Below are 15,523 nucleotides of genomic sequence, written 5' to 3'. Positions count from 1 at the left end.
CAAATATACACGGATTTAGAAAGCATATTTCACGCACTCTGCATTAGCATGCGTGCATTGATTAAATTTTAGACAGAGGTTTCCATGTGCGGCATCGTCGGCGCAGTAGCGCAACGTAATATCACTCCCATCCTGGTCGAAGGTTTGAAGCGCCTGGAATACCGCGGCTACGATTCCTGCGGCATCGCCCTGCATGCGGACGGGCGCTTGCAGCGTTCGCGCTCCACCTCGCGTGTGGCCGAGTTGGAAAAGCAGATCGGCGAAGAAGGCTTGAGCGGTTTTACGGGCATCGCCCACACGCGCTGGGCCACGCATGGCGCCCCTGTTTCCTTCAATGCCCACCCGCACTTTTCTCCAACGGAAGAGAACGCCCGCGTGGCGCTGGTGCATAACGGCATCATCGAAAACCATGACGAACTGCGCGCCGAACTGACGGCCTTGGGTTACGTCTTCCAGAGCCAGACGGACACGGAAGTTATCGCCCATCTGGTCGAGCACATGTATAACGGCGACCTGTTCGAGACCGTGCAGCAAGCCGTCAAACGCCTGGACGGCGCGTATGCGATCGCCGTGTTCTGCCGCGACGAGCCGCATCGCGTGGTCGCCGCGCGCCAGGGTTCGCCCCTGATCGTCGGCCTGGGCAATGGTGAAAACTTTGTCGCATCCGACGCCATGGCGCTGGCCGGCACGACGGACCAGATCATCTACCTGGAAGAAGGCGACGTGGTCGACCTGCAACTGTCGCGCTGCTGGATCGTCGACGTCGATGGCAAGCCCGTCGAACGCGAAGTGAAAACCGTGCATGCGCACACGGGCGCGGCCGAGCTGGGCCCGTACCGCCACTACATGCAGAAGGAAATCTTCGAACAGCCGCGCGCCATCGGCGACACCTTGGAAGGCGTGACGGGCATCATGCCGGAATTGTTCGGCGACGACGCCTATAAAATCTTCAAGCAGATCGACCGCGTGCTGATCCTGGCCTGCGGCACCAGCTCGTACGCGGGCATGACGGCCAAGTACTGGATCGAGTCGATCGCCAAGGTACCCGTCAGCGTGGAAGTGGCCAGCGAATACCGCTACCGCGACAGCGTGCCGCACCCGAACACGCTGGTGGTGACCATTTCGCAAAGCGGCGAAACGGCCGACACCCTGGCCGCCCTGAAACATGCGCGCAGCCTGGGCATGCAGCACACCTTGACTATCTGCAACGTGGCCACCAGCGCCATGGTGCGCGAATGCGCGCTGGCCTACATCACGCGCGCCGGCGTGGAAGTGGGCGTGGCATCCACCAAAGCGTTCACGACGCAGCTGGCCGGTCTGTTCCTGCTGACCTTGTGCCTGGCGCAAGTCAATGGCCACCTGTCCGAAGAGCAGGAAGCGGCGCACCTGAAAGCCATGCGCCACCTGCCTGTCGCGATTGCTTCCGTGCTGGCGCTGGAACCGCAAATCATCGCCTGGTCCGAAGAATTCGCGCGCAAGGAAAACGCCCTCTTCCTCGGCCGCGGCATGCACTATCCGATCGCCCTGGAAGGCGCGTTGAAGCTGAAGGAAATCTCGTACATCCACGCGGAAGCGTATCCAGCCGGCGAGCTGAAGCACGGCCCGCTGGCCCTGGTGACGAATGAAATGCCGGTCGTCACCATCGCGCCAAACGACGCCCTGATCGAAAAGCTCAAATCGAACATGCAGGAAGTGCGCGCCCGCGGCGGCCAGCTGTACGTTTTCGCCGACGTCGATTCGCGCATCAACTCCGGCGAAGGCCTGCACGTCATCCGCCTGCCCGAGCACTATGGCGATTTGTCACCGATCCTGCACGTGGTCGCGCTGCAATTGCTGGCGTATCACACGGCGCTGGCTCGCGGCACGGATGTGGACAAGCCACGCAATCTGGCCAAGTCGGTGACGGTGGAATAAGCAGGGCGGATTGTGCTTTTCTCTGGTGGCGCAATGTCACCAGAGAGGCGGTCGTCGCACAGGATGCTCAAGGGCCCGGGTCGGTGCGTGTACGGTACTGCTCCACCCACTTCACCGACTGCGCGATGCCGCCAAATGGAAAGAAATGCAGGCTGACCTTGCCATGCGCTGCTGTCAGTCCTGTGGCCAGGCGATCTACAAACAGATCCGGTCCCGCCGTGCCGAACAGCTTGCCGATCGAGACGCCATACTTGGACCACATCGATGCGCAGGCGCCCACGCCGCATACTGCGGCATAGCGCGTCAGCACGGCGATGCTCGCGGGGCCTGGTACGCCCACGCGCACGCGATGGTGGATGCCGCGCGCGCGTAGCGCTTGCAGCCACGTCAACACGATGTCGGCATCAAAGGCGAATTGTGTGACGATCAAGGGCGTCATGCCGCGCTTCTCGATGCTGTGACACTTGCGTTCAAGCACCTCCCACTGTTCAGCCTTGCTCATCACCGGATGGCCTTCCGGGTGGCCACCCACGCCGATTACTTTCATGCCCGCGCGCTCGAAAACGCCGGTGTCGATCAGCGCGGCACTGTCGGAAAATGGCCCCACCGGGGTCGATGGATCTCCGGCGATGACGAAGCAGCGTTCGACGCCCGCTTCAGCGGCCGCGCGCTGCACGAAGGACTCGAATCCGGCGAGCGAAGCGATACGGCGTGCGGACAAGTGCGGCATGGGTTCAAAGCCCAGCCTGCGCACGGCCCGCGCCGCGGCCAGCCGCGCGTCGTCGTCCTCGCGTGCCAGGTAGGGAATGGAAATGGTGGACCCGGGTAATATCCGCGGCGCCGCTGCGCCCAAAGCAGCAATGTCCTTCGTACTGGCTTCCAGGGAATAGCCGCGCGTGATGTCGCTGGCGGGCCAGGGCTGAGCGGGATTGACCATAGCTTCACTGCGCATGAGCGATGGCAGGCTGGCGCGCCAGTGCGATGAAGGCGCGCACGTAGTCGATGGCGGTGTCCGTCTCGCGTGCCCCCAGGAAGATCTGCTTGGCGATGCCGCGCTGACCCAGCCGTACGGGCACCACGTCCATCTTGGCCGCGTATTCCTCGACCAGCCAGCGCGGCAGGGCGGCCACGCCGCGGCCGCTGGCCACCATCTGCAGCATGATGTCGGTCGTTTCGATGGCTTTGTGGCGCTTGGGCGTGACACCGGCCGGCAACAGGAACTGGTTGTAGATGTCCAGGCGCTCGATGTCCACGGGGTAGCTGATCAGCACTTCCTGCGTCAGTTGCTGCGGCTTCACATAGGCAGCCGACGCCAGGGCATGGCCCTTGGCCACGACCAGCACCTGCTCGTAGTCGAACACGGGTTCGAATGCCAGCCCCGGCTTGTACAGCGGGTCGGGCGTGACCAGCAGGTCGATCTCGTAGCCGAAGAGCGCGCCGATGCCGCCGAACTGGAACTTCTGCTTGACGTCCACATCCACGTCGGGCCATGCGGCCAGATAGGGCGATACCACCTTGAGCAGCCACTGGTAGCAAGGGTGGCATTCCATGCCGATGCGCAACGCGCCGCGCTCGCCCTGAGCGAACTGGCCCAGGCGCTCTTCGGCCAAGTCCAGTTGCGGCAGCACCCGGTTCGCCACCGCCAGCAGATACTGGCCGGCCTGCGTCAGGCGCAGGTTGCGCCCTTCGCGCAGCCAGACGTCGGTGCCCAGCTGCTGCTCCAGCTTCTTCATGCTGTGGCTCAAGGCCGACTGGGTCAGGTTCAGCACGCCTGCGGCGGCCGTCAATGACCCTTGTTTCTCGACTTGCTGGACGATGCTGAGGTGAATGCGTTCAAGCATTGAAATGAGCCATATTCATGGATGTATGAAATAAGACCATTATACTTCATCGATTCCCCCCGCTATCATCCATCCTCTTGCTGTTGGCATTCTTCGCCCTCGCGCATCACTCCCTATGAAAGCAAACATGACACGTCCACTTCGCTTAGTCGCCGTTTCCGGCGGGCTGCAACGCCCTTCCAAGGCAGCAGCCCTGGCCGAGCACCTGATGGACCTGATCGCCGAGGAAGTGCTGTGCGAACAACGGCTGGTCGAACTGGGCCAGGTCGCCCCGCAGCTGGCCGGCGCGACCTGGCGCTCCCACCTGCCCGAGACGGTGGAGCGGGAACTGGCGGCGGTCGAGCAAGCGGACATCCTGGTGGTGACAACGCCGGTTTTTCGCGGCTCGTACACGGGCCTGTTCAAGCACTTCTTCGACTTCATTGACCAGGACGCCTTGATCGACAAGCCCGTCTTGCTGGCGGCCACCGGCGGCAGCGAGCGCCATGCCCTGATGATCGACCACCAGTTGCGCCCGCTCTTCAGCTTTTTCCAGGCACGCACATTGCCGCTGGGCGTCTACGCGACCGACAAGGACTTTACCGACTACCGCCTGCAGGATGAGGCCCTGCTCCAGCGCGCCACCTTGGCGGTCCAGCGGGCCTTGCCCTTGATCGGCTTGACGCGCCATGCGCGATCCGCCGTCGCTGAAGAGCTGGTCGCGGCCTGATATCACGACGGTCACCTAAGCCACGCAATCAACACATTCATCTTTTCGCAGAAACCAGGACAGATCACCATGAGCAAAGATTTTGTATTCAGCATCAAGAGCATTATCTTCGATGAAAACTATCACCCATCGGACAACACGCGCTTGACGACCAACTTTGCCAATCTGGCCCGGGGAGAGCGTCGCCAGGAGAATTTGCGCAATACCTTGAAGATGATCGACAGCCGCTTCAACAGCCTGGCGCATTGGGACAACCCGAAGGCAGACCGCTATTCCGTCGAGCTTGAAATCATTTCCGTCGCGTTGAATATCGATGCCGAAGGCGACAATATTCCGTTGATCGAGATATTGAAGCCGAATATCCTGGATAAAAAAACCAATGCGCGCATCGATGGCATCGCCGGGAATAACTTCTCATCCTACGTGCGCGATTACGACTTCAGCGTGCTGCTGCCAGAGCACAACAATAATAAATCCACGTTTGGCACGCCGGACAATTTCGGCGATTTCCATGGCAAGCTGTTCAAGCACTTTGTCAGGTCAGACACCTATAAAGCGCACTTCTGCAAGCCGCCGGTGATCTGCATCAGCGCCTCAAGCAGCAAGACCTATCAACGCACGGAAAACCAGCATCCCATCCTGGGTGTCGAGTACCAGCAAAATGAGTTCTCGTCGACGGATGAATATTTCGAAAAAATGGGGATGCAGGTGCGCTATTTCATGCCGCCGAACAGCTCCGCGCCGCTGGCTTTCTACTTTATCGGCGACCTGCTGGCCGACTACAGCAATCTTGAGCTGATCGGCACCATCAGCACGATGGAAACGTTCCAAAAGATATACCGGCCCGAAATTTACAACGCCAATTCCGCGGCAGGGAAGTTGTATCAGCCCAGCCTGAAGAATCAGGATTACTCGTTGACGCAAATTGTCTATGACCGGGAAGAGCGCAGCCAGCTGGCGGTCAAGCAGGGCAAATATACGGAAGAGCACTTCATCAAGCCCTACAAGAATATTCTTGAACAATGGTCTGCGAACTACGCGCGCTGATTAAAAAATAAACGAAAGCATTCATCATGAAAAAATTATTGCCTACTTCCACTGCCGGCAGCTTGCCCAAACCTTCCTGGCTGGCGCAGCCTGAAAAACTGTGGTCGCCGTGGAAATTGCAGGACGAGGAATTGATCGAGGGCAAACAGGATGCCTTGCTGTTGTCGCTGCAAGAACAGCAGCAGGCGGGCATCGATATCGTCAGCGATGGCGAGCAAACCCGCCAGCATTTCGTCACCACGTTTATCGAGCATCTGAGCGGCGTGGATTTCGACAAACGCGAAACCGTCAGGATCCGTAACCGCTACGATGCGAGCGTGCCGACGGTGGTTGGCGCCGTGAGCCGCACTAAGCCGGTGTTTGTGGACGACGCCAAATTTTTACGCCAGCAAACCACGCAGCCGATCAAATGGGCGCTGCCAGGTCCGATGACGATGATCGATACGCTGTATGACAGCCATTACAAGAGCCGTGAAAAACTGGCCTGGGAATTTGCCAAGATCCTCAACCAGGAAGCGAGGGAATTGGAGGCGGCCGGCGTCGACATCATCCAGTTTGACGAACCCGCATTCAATGTCTTCTTTGACGAGGTCAATGATTGGGGGATTGCCACCCTGGAAAGGGCGATCGAAGGACTCAAGTGCGAAACGGCCGTGCATATTTGCTATGGCTACGGCATCAAGGCCAATACGGACTGGAAAAATACGCTGGGCTCCGAGTGGCGCCAATATGAAGAGTCTTTCCCGAAGCTGCAGAAATCGAATATCGACATCATTTCGCTCGAATGCCACAACTCGCGTGTGCCCATCGACCTGATTGAACTCATTCGCGGCAAAAAAGTGATGGTCGGCGCCATCGACGTGGCCAGTAACACCATTGAAACGCCGGAGGAAGTGGCCAACACCCTGCGCAAAGCGCTGCGCTTTGTCGATGCCGACAAGCTCTACCCGAGCACCAACTGCGGCATGGCGCCCCTGGCTCGCCGGGTGGCAAGAGGCAAGCTGAATGCGCTCAGTGCCGGCGCGGAAATCATCCGGGGAGAGCTTTCCTAGCCGGCTGGTGAAGTTACGCCTGCGCCTAAGCCAGGCGCAGCAGCATCGTCCGCAAGCGCTCCGCCATCCGTGCCCGCAAGGCTGCGTTCAGCAGCGGCGCCACCTGCGCAAAAGCTTTGTCGATGCGCGCCAGCAGGGCATCGATATAATCTTCCGCCTGCTGTCGCGTGGAGAAGCCGAAACGGGTCACATCGCGCAGCATGGCGTCGCGCGTGATGTCGCGGCGGCCGGCGCTCATTTGCATGACCAGCGCTTGCGGGTCGTCTTCCGTATCCGGCACGACATCGAAGGCGGGCGAGAGGCGCCAGCGTTGTTCGTCCAGGTCGAACAGCACGGCGTGGTTGCGCGGATGGTCGTCGTTGTTGCCGACGACGCCATTGAAGACCATGCGGCCGAACAGTTCGATGCCGTCTTCCGGCGGCGCGCCGATGCGCCGCAGTTCTTCCGCCAGGCGAGGATAGCTGGCGCCATCGCTGTCGGCCGCTTCCACCGGCGGATATTGCACTTGCAGCAGCGATGCGGCGCTGGCCGTCATGATGCGCCGCGCGCCGCGCCGGTCGTAGCGCAAGATGCGCACCACGCTGCGTTCGGCCGTCAATGCATGGTGGCGCGTGTCGGCGAAACGCAGGCCGGCCGCCCTGCCCCATTGCATCGTCGCGTGTTCCAGCAGCGCCAGGTCGACCGTATCGGTCATCAATCCCGGTTTCACCAGCCAATAGTCTTCGCCGTCCCGCACCGTTGCCTTGGGGCGCGCGCCGCCCATGCTGGGGGTGGCGAACAGGCGTTTGCGCAGGGGCGCATGGACGGCTGGCCGGCCTTCAGCAATCGCAAGCACTTCCTGCACCAGCGCATCCAGGTGGTGCAGTCTGGGGCTGGCCAGTTGCGCAATGTTCGGTTTGGGCGTGTCCCCCACGGCCAGCGCACCCCAGCGGTCGCCGTTGCCCGACAGGCGCAAGAACTGGATCGCCGTGGCTTTTTCGCTCAGCTGGTGTTCGCGGCGTATCAGCATCTGTCCCCAGGAATCCGGACTGGCGTCGCGCAGCACGTCATGCAGGCCGCCATAGCGGCGCGCCAAGTGTTCCATGCCGGGAATAAAGGGCAGATTGACGGGATCGATGGCCCAGGACAAGCCTGCATCGACATAGCTGGGCGCGTACAGAAAGCTGCCGATGCCGGTGCGCGCATCGAACGCATGGCGGCCGGCCACGACCCATTCGCCGTTGTCGGGCCGCTGCAGATAGACAAACAAAGGGCGGCTAGAAATAGCCATCGTCGCCCTCGTTCACGGTGGGGCGGCTGCGGATGTTGACGCTGTCCATTTGCCACAGCGCCGCGTCGGGTTCCGGCGCCGTGATGGCAAGAATGCCGAGCACGTGGAAGGCGGCCAGGAACAGGCCCACGTTGACGGACGCCTCGCCCCTTTCCATGCGCTGCAGGGTGGGGTGCGAAATGTCGAGGCGTGCGCACAGGTCGCGTGCCGTGATGTTTTGCTGCACCCGCTGCTTGCGCACGCACTGGCCCCATATCCTGAGCCGCTCGTTGACGAGCGTCGGCATGGCATCTTCCGGGCGGGCACGTTTTGTCATGATTAGGAAGTGAACATGGAAGTGAACATATTCTTTATATTCTAGTCCTTAACTGCAAGAATATGTTTGCTATCGCTTCATATAGGTGAACATAAAATTAAATTTAATGACATTAAATTCAATTTTATGTTCATCAAAATCCTCCATCTTCTTGCCGCACGAAAATTTCCGCCATCTATCGCAGGAGTGCGCTAGGCTGTCGCTGTTTGCCGTACAGTTCAGCAACTCCCGTAACACCCATCGCCCCGCCGCCGGCCGCTGCGCCTGCCGGCGCGATGCCGTCTTGCTTTCACCCGTATTGACCTGGCCGATAGGACCGCATGATTTCATTCCGTACCCCCCATTTCTTTTCCGCGCGCCAGCCTTGGCGCGGCTGGCTGCTGCCGCTGCTGTTGACCCTGTTGCTGGCCTGCTCGCTATCTGCGCCACCGGCCTGGTCGCAGCCCGTCGACGATGCGGCCACGGCCGACCAGCGTCTCGATGGCTTGCGCAAGCAGATTACCACCATCCAGAAGGCGCTCGATGGCGACGCCGACCTCGATGATGCGACCCTGTCGCAGATGCGCGCCGATGCGCTGGCGGCCAGCGCCGAGGCGGACAAGGTGGCCGAGGCGCTCGCGCCCACGCTCGCCAGCGTGCAGGCGCGGCTGGCCGAGCTGGGCAAGCCGGCGGCGGGGACCAAAGACGCCCCTGACGTGGCGGCGCAGCGCAGCCAGCTCGACCGCACCAGCAGCGCGCTCGATGCGCAGGTGAAATTGGCGCGCTTGCTGGCCGTGGAAGCGACGCAGGCGTCGGAACAGGTGTCGACGGCGCGCCGCGCGCAGTTGCAGGCGCGCCTGGGCGAGCGTACGGCCTCGATACTCGCCGGCTCGTTCTGGAAGCAGCTGCATGGCGAATTGCCGCAGAACCTGCAGCGCCTGCGGGCGCTGGAGCAAGAGTTGGCGAATGCGGCAAGCGCCACGCCGTGGTCGGCTTGGGGCGGCTTGCTGGCCGGTATCGTGGCCGTGATCGGCGCCAGCATCTGGACGTCGCGCTATTTGCTGTTGGTCACGTCCACGCGCGTGCCGCATGGCCGCTTGCGCCGCTCCCTGCATGCGCTGGCCGTGCTCGTGCTGGCGCTGGCCACGCCGGGCCTGGTGGCGGAATTGCTGGCCATGGGCCTGCGCTGGGAGGGCGGCCTGTCCGAAAAGACGTCGACTTTCCTCAGCAGCCTGATCGGCATCATCTGTTTTGCCGGTTTTACGGCGGGACTCGGTCACGCACTGCTGTCGCCGCGCCGCGTGTCGTGGCGTTTGCTGCCCCTGCCCGATGCGCTGGCGCACCGCATGCGCAATTTTCCATCGATGTTTTCCTTCATCGTCGTGCTCGTGTGGGCGACGGAACGGGTCACCATCGTCATCAATGCGGGCCTGTCGACGGCCGTGGCCGTCAATTGCATCGTCGCCCTCGTGATGAGCACGACCATCGCCTATGGCCTGATGCGGGCCGAGCGCTGCTGGCGCCAGTTGCGCGAGGCCGATCCCACCACCCTGGTGACGCCACTGTGGCTGCGCTGCGTCACGGTGCTGCTGTGGCTGGCGCTGGCGTCGAGCGTCATCAGCTTGCTGGTCGGCTATGTGGCGTTCGGCAGTTTTATTGCCAAGCAAATCGCCTGGGTCATCGTCGTGCTGTGCAGCACGTATCTGCTGACGGTGCTGGTCGACGATATCTGCATGTTGCTGGCCTCGACGCCGCCACCGCCGGACGCGGCCCATCCCGTGCTGGCCACGCCCAAGGCGCGTGACCAGGCGGCCGTGCTGCTGTCGGGCATCGGCCGCGCCATCGTCGTGCTGCTGGCCCTGATGCTGCTCTTGGCGCCGTTCGGCGAAGGGCCTGGCGAGCTGTTCCAGCGGATCGGCAAGCTGCAGGATGGCCTGGCCATCGGCGAGGTGGCGATCCGCCCGGCCGCCATGATCCAGGCGCTGCTGGTGCTGGTCGTCGGCTTTATCGCGCTGGGCCTGTTCAAGCGCTGGCTGCAAAACAGTTATTTGCCGACTACCAATCTCGATACGGGTATGCAAGTGTCGTTCATCACCCTGTTCGGCTACATCGGCGGCGTGCTGGCCGTGGCGCTGGCGCTGTCGGCGGCCGGCATCGGCCTCGAACGCATCGCGTGGGTGGCGTCGGCCTTGTCGGTGGGTATCGGTTTTGGCTTGCAGGCCGTGGTGCAGAACTTCGTGTCCGGCCTGATCCTGCTGGCCGAGCGTCCCGTCAAGGTGGGCGACTGGGTGTCGTTGGGCGGCGTGGAAGGCGACATTCGCCGCATCAATGTGCGCGCCACGGAAATTCAGCTGGGCGACCGTTCGACGGTGATCGTGCCGAACTCGGAATTCATCACCAAGACGGTACGCAACGTGACCCTGGCCAATCCGCTGGGCCTGGTGCAGGTCAAGCTGCCGCTGCCGCTGGGCACGGATGCGCAGGCGGCGCGCGCGCTGATCCTGTCCGTCTTTGTCGACAATCCCGACGTGCTCGACACGCCGGCGCCGAATGTGCAGCTCGACGGCATCGACAATGGCCTGTTGTTGTTCAACGCCACCGGCTTTGCCTCGTCGCCGCGCCTGACGTCGGGCATCCGCAGCGCGCTGCTGTTCGAACTGCTCAAGCGCCTGGACGAGGCGCACATTGCCATCGCCAAGCCCAGCACGATGGTGCTGAGTACGGTGCCGGCGCAGCCCGAGGCGCCGGCCATGTCAGCCGTTGCACCGGCGCCCGCACCCGTGCCGCCGCTGACGAGCTAGTCGGCAAGTCAGCGCATGGTCGACCACAGCAGGGCCGCCAGGTACAGGCCGATGCCGAACGCCGTGTGCGCCATCAGGCTGCGCAGGCGCGCGGCGTTTGGGTGCGGCGTCTTGCTGGCGGCCAGGCCGGCACCCATGCCCGGCTGCAAGATGCAAAATGGCGCGGCCACGCTCAACACACCCGCCAGCAGGGCCGGCGCGAACGTCGGCCCTTGCACCCACTCCTGTCCCACCAGCGCCAGCAGCACGGCCGCAAACAGCACGCCGATCAGGTAATGGGCCGTCCAGCCCAGGATGGCTTCATCGCGTACGGGCGCCGCCTGGGCGATGTTGACGTGGCTGAAGGTACCGCGCGGCAGATGGCCGAGCCAGCGCCCCACCATCGCAAAGTTCAGCGAGGGAATGCACCAGAAGCGTTTCAAGGCCACCGCCCACACATCCATCACCGCCGTCGCGCCCACGCCGATCGCCAGCGCATCGAGCCAAAGTATTTGCATTGCCACCCCTAACATTCAATTAATTGCTTGAATGTTATAAGGGTGCTAGCATTGTGTCAATGAAAAATGCCGATATTGAATTCCTCACCGGTTCTGCCGGGTTTGCCCATGTTTTAGGCAGCGCGCCCCGTTTGCGCCTGCTCGAGCAGATCGTGCATGGCGAGTACGCGGTGGAGCAGCTGGTGGAGTTGACGGGCCTGTCCGTGGCCAACACGTCCCAGCATTTGCAGCAGTTGCGGCGCGCCGGTTTCGTGCAGGCGCGGCGCGACGGCAAGCGCGTGCTGTACCGGCTCGGCAGCGGCCCCATCGTGCAATTGCTGGCCGCGCTGGACGTGTATGCGCAGCACCAGCGCAGCGAGTTGCAGGCGCTGGGCCGGGGCGACCACGTGGAGGCGATCACGGGCGACGAGCTGCAGGAGCGCATGCGCGAAGCCAGCATCACCGTGCTCGACGTGCGGCCCGCGCAGGAGTTTGCCGCCGGCCACTTGCCCGGTGCGCTCAATATTCCGTTTGATGACTTGCAGCGCCGCCTCGGCGAATTGCCCGCGAACGCAGAGATCGCCGCCTACTGCCGCGGTCCGTATTGCGTGCTGTCCGTGCAGGCCGTGGCGGCCTTGCGCCAGCACGGCTTGCAGGCGCGCCGTCTGGGCAGCGGCTACGACGACTGGCAGGCGGCCGGCTTGCCTGTCGTCAAGGCGGCGTGATGGCGATCCCCACCAGCAAGTCGGAACTGATCGAGGCGATTACCACCACGTATGCGAAACTGGCGCAGGAGCTGGCGCGCGTGCCGCCGGCGCTGGCGCGGGAGCCCGTGCTGGAAGGACAAGTGGCGGGCACACGCATGAGCGTGTGCGATCTGCTCGCCTACCTGGTCGGCTGGAACGAGCTGGTCTTGCACTGGCACGCGCAGCTGCGCGATGGCAAACACATCGAGGACATCGCCTTTCCCGCCGAAGGTTTCACGTGGAACGCTCTGGGAAAACTGGCGCAGCGCTTCTATGCCGACTATGCTGAACTGGGCATGGACGACTTGCTGCAGCGCCTGGAACAGGCGAAAGACCAGTTGCTGGCGCTGGTCGAAAGCCATGATGACGCGCAATTGTATGGCCAGTCCTGGTACACGCATTACACGATGGGACGCATGATCCAGTTCAACACGGCGTCGCCATATGCGAACGCGCGCACGCGCTTGCGGGCCTGGCTCAAGACCTTGTAGTACCCGCAGTGGCAGGCTTGCACGATTGCATCAGTACGCTCGGAAAACTTTTCAGGCAGGATAGTGGTTTCAAGCGCAACCGATTGAAGGATCACCATGCTGACCATCGCCCTCGCCCAGATGAATCCCACCGTGGGCGACTTCGACGCCAATGTCGCCGCCATCGTCGCGCGCATGCTGCGCGCCAGCGAGGAAGGCGCCGATCTGCTCGTCTGTCCCGAACTGTCGCTGTGCGCGTATTACCCGGGCGACCTGTTCGAAGACGCCGCCTTCCTGCGCGGCATGCAGCAGGCGCTCGATACCGTGTTGCAGGCGTCCACGCGCTGGCCGCAACTGGTTACCGTCATCGGCGCGGCGCGGCCGAACTCCGGTGTCGGCAAGCCCCTGTACAACGCCTTGCTGGCGATGCGCGACGGGCGCATCGTGGCCGAATACTACAAGCAGCTGCTGCCCACCTACGGCATCTTCGACGAGGGCCGCCATTTTGAGCCGGGCCCGCCCGGCGCCTGCACCCTGGAGATCGCCGGCTGCAGGGTCGGCTTCATGATTTGCGAGGATGGCTGGAATGACGATGGCCGCGCCTACGCGGTCAACCCCTTCGACGCCCTGCACGCGGCGCGGCCCGACCTGATCGTCAGCATCAACGCCAGCCCGTCCGACATCGGCAAGCGCGCGCAGCGCCACGCCGTGTTTGGCGCCGCCTGCAAGCGCGTCGATCTGCCCCTGCTCTTCGTCAACCAGGTGGGCGGCCAGGACCAGCTCGTGTTCGACGGCGCCTCGTTCGCCATGTCACCGAGCCAGGGCGTGCAATTCGAGGCGGCCCGCTTCGTCGAAGATTTTCCATTGCTGCGCTTTGCCGACGGCCGTTTTACGCGTACCGACGGTGCCGCGTTTCCCGTGCCCGACCCGGACGGCATCCCCGCCGTGGAATTTGCGCGGCGCCAGATCGTGCTGGGGTTACGCGACTACGCGCGCCGCTGCCGCTTTACGCAAGTCGTCGTCGGCTGCTCGGGCGGCATCGATTCGGCGCTGACCCTGGCCCTGGCCGTCGAAGCGCTGGGCGCCGACAACGTCGTGGGCATCACCATGCCATCCGTGTTTTCCAGCGCCGGCTCCGTCACCGATTCCGTCGCCCTGTGCGTCAACCTGGGCATCGCCCTCTACACGCATCCGATACGCGACATCGTGGCGCAATATGAAACCGGCTACGCCCAGGCCTTCGATGGCAAGCTGCAGGGACTGCCGCTGGAAAACCTGCAGGCGCGCGTGCGCGGCACGATCCTGATGGAATACTCGAACGCGTTCGGCGCCCTGCTGCTCACCACCGGCAACAAGAGCGAAATCTCGGTTGGCTACTGCACCCTGTACGGCGATACGAATGGGGGCCTGGGCTTGATCGGCGACCTCTATAAAACCGAGGTGTTTGCCCTGTCGCGCCACGTCAACGCCAGCGCCGGGCGCGAACTGATCCCCGTCGCCGTGCTCGATAAACCGCCGTCGGCGGAACTGGCGCCGGGCCAGCGCGACACGGATAGTCTGCCGCCGTATCCCGTGCTCGATGAAGTCCTCAAATGGCATATCGAGGGACGCCGTTTGCCGGCGGCCGAAAGCGCGCAGGCGTTGACCCTGGTCGACCAGCTGCGCGAGACGGACGAGGGACGTACCCTCGTGACGCGCATCCTCGGCATGGTCGCCCGCAACGAATACAAACGGCGCCAGGCGGCGCCCATCATCCGCGTGCGTTCGCGCGCCTTTGGCAGCGGCCGTCAATTGCCGATCGCCGCCCACTACCCCACCGGAGACGACGCATGACCCCATCCTATCCTGCCGACGCAGCCATCCTGATCGGCCGCTTCCAGCCTTTTCACAATGGCCATGCGGGCTTGCTGCAAAAGGCCCTGACGACGGCCGCGCAAGTGGTGGTGGTGCTCGGCTCGGCCTTCCATGCGCGCAGTCCGAAGAACCCGTTTACGTGGCAGGAACGGGCCGCCATGATTGCCGCGACCTTACCCGAGGCGCAGCGCGCGCGCGTGCATTACGTGGCCGTGCGCGATTACTACGATGACGGCCTGTGGGCCGACGCCGTGCGGCGCGCCGTGGCGGGCGCCGTGCCGAAGGCGCAGCGCGTGATGCTGGTGGCCTGCTTCAAGGACGCCACCAGTTACTACCTGCACCACTTCCCGCACTGGCAGTTATTCAACCTCGAGATCGATGCGGGCGCGCCCATCGGTGCGACGGCGATTCGCAACGTGCTGTTCGAGGCGGAAGACGTGGATGTGTCGCTGAGCGCCGTGGCCCAGCTGCTGCCGGCGGCCATCGGCCAGTATGTAAAAGCGTGGACCTTGTTGCCGTGGTACGCGCCGCTGGTACAGGAATACCGCGCCATCGAAGCCTATAAAGCGCGCTGGCGGATGGCGCCGTATCCGCCCATCTTCACCACCGTCGACGCGCTGGTGCAGACGGGCGGCCACGTGCTGCTCGTGCGCCGCGGCGGCTATCCGGGCAAGGGTTTGTGGGCGCTGCCGGGCGGCTTCCTGGAACCGCGCGAACGCCTGCTGCAGGGCGCCTTGCGCGAGCTGGCGGAGGAAACCCAGCTGGGCGTGCTGGCGCCCACCCTCGTCGAGGCGCTGGTCGGCGTGGCCGTATTCGACCACCCGGACCGCAGCCAGCGCGGGCGCACCATCACGCATGCGCATTACTTTGACTTGAAGACGCGCCAGCTGCCGGCCGTGACGGCGGCCGACGATGCGGCGCTGGCGCAATGGGTGCCCGTGGCCGCGCTGCCGGCCATGGAAGAGCAATTCTTCGAAGACCACTTCCACATCCTGAACCACTTCCTCAAGCTCACGCACGAGGGGCGCTGAGAGGGAGCACTCCCCCT

General features: G+C 63.2%; 14 protein-coding genes. 9 read left to right on the top strand and 5 right to left on the bottom strand.

The genetic code is table 11. The annotated features are described in order from the left end of the window. The first annotated feature begins 84 nt into the window (after positions 1 to 84). Complete coding sequence (gene glmS / locus BLU39_RS11715; protein ID WP_092713151.1) at positions 85 to 1,914, top strand: glutamine--fructose-6-phosphate transaminase (isomerizing); 1,830 nt, start codon at positions 85 to 87, stop codon at positions 1,912 to 1,914. A gap of 67 nt (positions 1,915 to 1,981) precedes the next feature. Here the strand turns inward: glmS and BLU39_RS11710 are convergent, their stop codons facing one another. After that, positions 1,982 to 2,851, bottom strand: a complete 870-nt coding sequence (locus BLU39_RS11710) for a methylenetetrahydrofolate reductase (RefSeq protein WP_092713149.1) — start codon at positions 2,849 to 2,851, stop codon at positions 1,982 to 1,984. Positions 2,852 to 2,855: 4 nt separating this feature from the next. Next, complete coding sequence (locus BLU39_RS11705) at positions 2,856 to 3,755, bottom strand: LysR family transcriptional regulator (RefSeq protein WP_092713147.1); 900 nt, start codon at positions 3,753 to 3,755, stop codon at positions 2,856 to 2,858. Positions 3,756 to 3,882: 127 nt separating this feature from the next. Here BLU39_RS11705 and msuE point away from each other — a divergent pair, with 127 nt between their 5' ends. From msuE to BLU39_RS11690, 3 genes are all read left to right on the top strand, one after another. Continuing rightward, positions 3,883 to 4,464: an FMN reductase gene (gene msuE / locus BLU39_RS11700; protein ID WP_092713145.1), complete on the top strand. Its 582-nt coding sequence runs from the start codon at positions 3,883 to 3,885 to the stop codon at positions 4,462 to 4,464. 69 nt (positions 4,465 to 4,533) lie between these two features. Next, positions 4,534 to 5,511 (top strand): DUF1852 domain-containing protein, encoded by a 978-nt coding sequence (locus BLU39_RS11695; RefSeq protein ID WP_092713143.1) that lies wholly within the window; start codon positions 4,534 to 4,536, stop codon positions 5,509 to 5,511. A gap of 26 nt (positions 5,512 to 5,537) precedes the next feature. Beyond that, a complete protein-coding gene (locus BLU39_RS11690; protein ID WP_092713141.1) occupies positions 5,538 to 6,563 on the top strand; it encodes a methionine synthase in 1,026 nt (341 codons plus the stop codon). Between the two features lie 25 nt (positions 6,564 to 6,588). Here BLU39_RS11690 and BLU39_RS11685 read toward each other — a convergent pair whose 3' ends face one another. Both BLU39_RS11685 and BLU39_RS11680 read right to left on the bottom strand, forming a co-directional pair. Continuing rightward, a complete protein-coding gene (locus BLU39_RS11685) occupies positions 6,589 to 7,833 on the bottom strand; it encodes a type II toxin-antitoxin system HipA family toxin (protein ID WP_092713139.1) in 1,245 nt (414 codons plus the stop codon). Beyond that, positions 7,820 to 8,119 (bottom strand): helix-turn-helix domain-containing protein, encoded by a 300-nt coding sequence (locus BLU39_RS11680; protein ID WP_175539276.1) that lies wholly within the window; start codon positions 8,117 to 8,119, stop codon positions 7,820 to 7,822. Before BLU39_RS11680 ends, BLU39_RS11685 begins: the two co-directional genes overlap by 14 nt. Positions 8,120 to 8,469: 350 nt before the next feature. On the opposite strand from BLU39_RS11680, the gene BLU39_RS11675 reads away from it, so the two are divergent. Further along, positions 8,470 to 10,929: a DUF3772 domain-containing protein gene (locus tag BLU39_RS11675; protein WP_254788956.1), complete on the top strand. Its 2,460-nt coding sequence runs from the start codon at positions 8,470 to 8,472 to the stop codon at positions 10,927 to 10,929. A gap of 8 nt (positions 10,930 to 10,937) precedes the next feature. Here BLU39_RS11675 and BLU39_RS11670 read toward each other — a convergent pair whose 3' ends face one another. Further along, entirely contained in the window at positions 10,938 to 11,426 is a 489-nt protein-coding gene (locus tag BLU39_RS11670) for a DUF2938 domain-containing protein (RefSeq protein WP_217635070.1), read from the bottom strand. 59 nt (positions 11,427 to 11,485) lie between these two features. Here BLU39_RS11670 and BLU39_RS11665 point away from each other — a divergent pair, with 59 nt between their 5' ends. The 4 genes from BLU39_RS11665 (at position 11,486) to BLU39_RS11650 (ending at position 15,506) form a co-directional block, all read left to right on the top strand. Next, entirely contained in the window at positions 11,486 to 12,130 is a 645-nt protein-coding gene (locus BLU39_RS11665) for an ArsR/SmtB family transcription factor (protein WP_092713133.1), read from the top strand. Continuing rightward, the gene (locus tag BLU39_RS11660) at positions 12,130 to 12,642 is read left to right on the top strand and encodes a ClbS/DfsB family four-helix bundle protein (protein ID WP_092713131.1); all 513 of its coding nucleotides are present in this window, start codon (positions 12,130 to 12,132) and stop codon (positions 12,640 to 12,642) included. Before BLU39_RS11665 ends, BLU39_RS11660 begins: the two co-directional genes overlap by 1 nt. A gap of 96 nt (positions 12,643 to 12,738) precedes the next feature. Beyond that, the gene (locus tag BLU39_RS11655) at positions 12,739 to 14,454 is read left to right on the top strand and encodes an NAD+ synthase (RefSeq protein WP_092713129.1); all 1,716 of its coding nucleotides are present in this window, start codon (positions 12,739 to 12,741) and stop codon (positions 14,452 to 14,454) included. Continuing rightward, positions 14,451 to 15,506 carry a bifunctional nicotinamide-nucleotide adenylyltransferase/Nudix hydroxylase gene (locus BLU39_RS11650; RefSeq protein ID WP_092713127.1) on the top strand — a complete coding sequence of 352 codons (1,056 nt, stop codon included), beginning with the start codon at positions 14,451 to 14,453 and terminating at the stop codon, positions 15,504 to 15,506. The genes BLU39_RS11655 and BLU39_RS11650 overlap by 4 nt, the downstream gene beginning before the upstream one ends. Positions 15,507 to 15,523 lie beyond the last annotated feature (17 nt).

This window comes from Janthinobacterium sp. OK676 (assembly GCF_900103595.1).
Lineage (GTDB): Bacteria > Pseudomonadota > Gammaproteobacteria > Burkholderiales > Burkholderiaceae_D > Janthinobacterium.
This window is presented reverse-complemented; position numbering and strand designations above follow the sequence as displayed.

What these genes read in the sequence shown, in the direction of transcription:
- glmS (WP_092713151.1), top strand. Translation starts at nt 85, where the DNA reads ATGTGCGGCATCGTCGGCGCAGTAGCGCAACGTAATATCACTCCCATC.
- BLU39_RS11710 (WP_092713149.1), bottom strand. Translation starts at nt 2,851, where the DNA reads ATGGTCAATCCCGCTCAGCCCTGGCCCGCCAGCGACATCACGCGCGGC.
- BLU39_RS11705 (WP_092713147.1), bottom strand. Translation starts at nt 3,755, where the DNA reads ATGCTTGAACGCATTCACCTCAGCATCGTCCAGCAAGTCGAGAAACAA.
- msuE (WP_092713145.1), top strand. Translation starts at nt 3,883, where the DNA reads ATGACACGTCCACTTCGCTTAGTCGCCGTTTCCGGCGGGCTGCAACGC.
- BLU39_RS11695 (WP_092713143.1), top strand. Translation starts at nt 4,534, where the DNA reads ATGAGCAAAGATTTTGTATTCAGCATCAAGAGCATTATCTTCGATGAA.
- BLU39_RS11690 (WP_092713141.1), top strand. Translation starts at nt 5,538, where the DNA reads ATGAAAAAATTATTGCCTACTTCCACTGCCGGCAGCTTGCCCAAACCT.
- BLU39_RS11685 (WP_092713139.1), bottom strand. Translation starts at nt 7,833, where the DNA reads ATGGCTATTTCTAGCCGCCCTTTGTTTGTCTATCTGCAGCGGCCCGAC.
- BLU39_RS11680 (WP_175539276.1), bottom strand. Translation starts at nt 8,119, where the DNA reads ATGCCGACGCTCGTCAACGAGCGGCTCAGGATATGGGGCCAGTGCGTG.
- BLU39_RS11675 (WP_254788956.1), top strand. Translation starts at nt 8,470, where the DNA reads ATGATTTCATTCCGTACCCCCCATTTCTTTTCCGCGCGCCAGCCTTGG.
- BLU39_RS11670 (WP_217635070.1), bottom strand. Translation starts at nt 11,426, where the DNA reads ATGCAAATACTTTGGCTCGATGCGCTGGCGATCGGCGTGGGCGCGACG.
- BLU39_RS11665 (WP_092713133.1), top strand. Translation starts at nt 11,486, where the DNA reads ATGAAAAATGCCGATATTGAATTCCTCACCGGTTCTGCCGGGTTTGCC.
- BLU39_RS11660 (WP_092713131.1), top strand. Translation starts at nt 12,130, where the DNA reads ATGGCGATCCCCACCAGCAAGTCGGAACTGATCGAGGCGATTACCACC.
- BLU39_RS11655 (WP_092713129.1), top strand. Translation starts at nt 12,739, where the DNA reads ATGCTGACCATCGCCCTCGCCCAGATGAATCCCACCGTGGGCGACTTC.
- BLU39_RS11650 (WP_092713127.1), top strand. Translation starts at nt 14,451, where the DNA reads ATGACCCCATCCTATCCTGCCGACGCAGCCATCCTGATCGGCCGCTTC.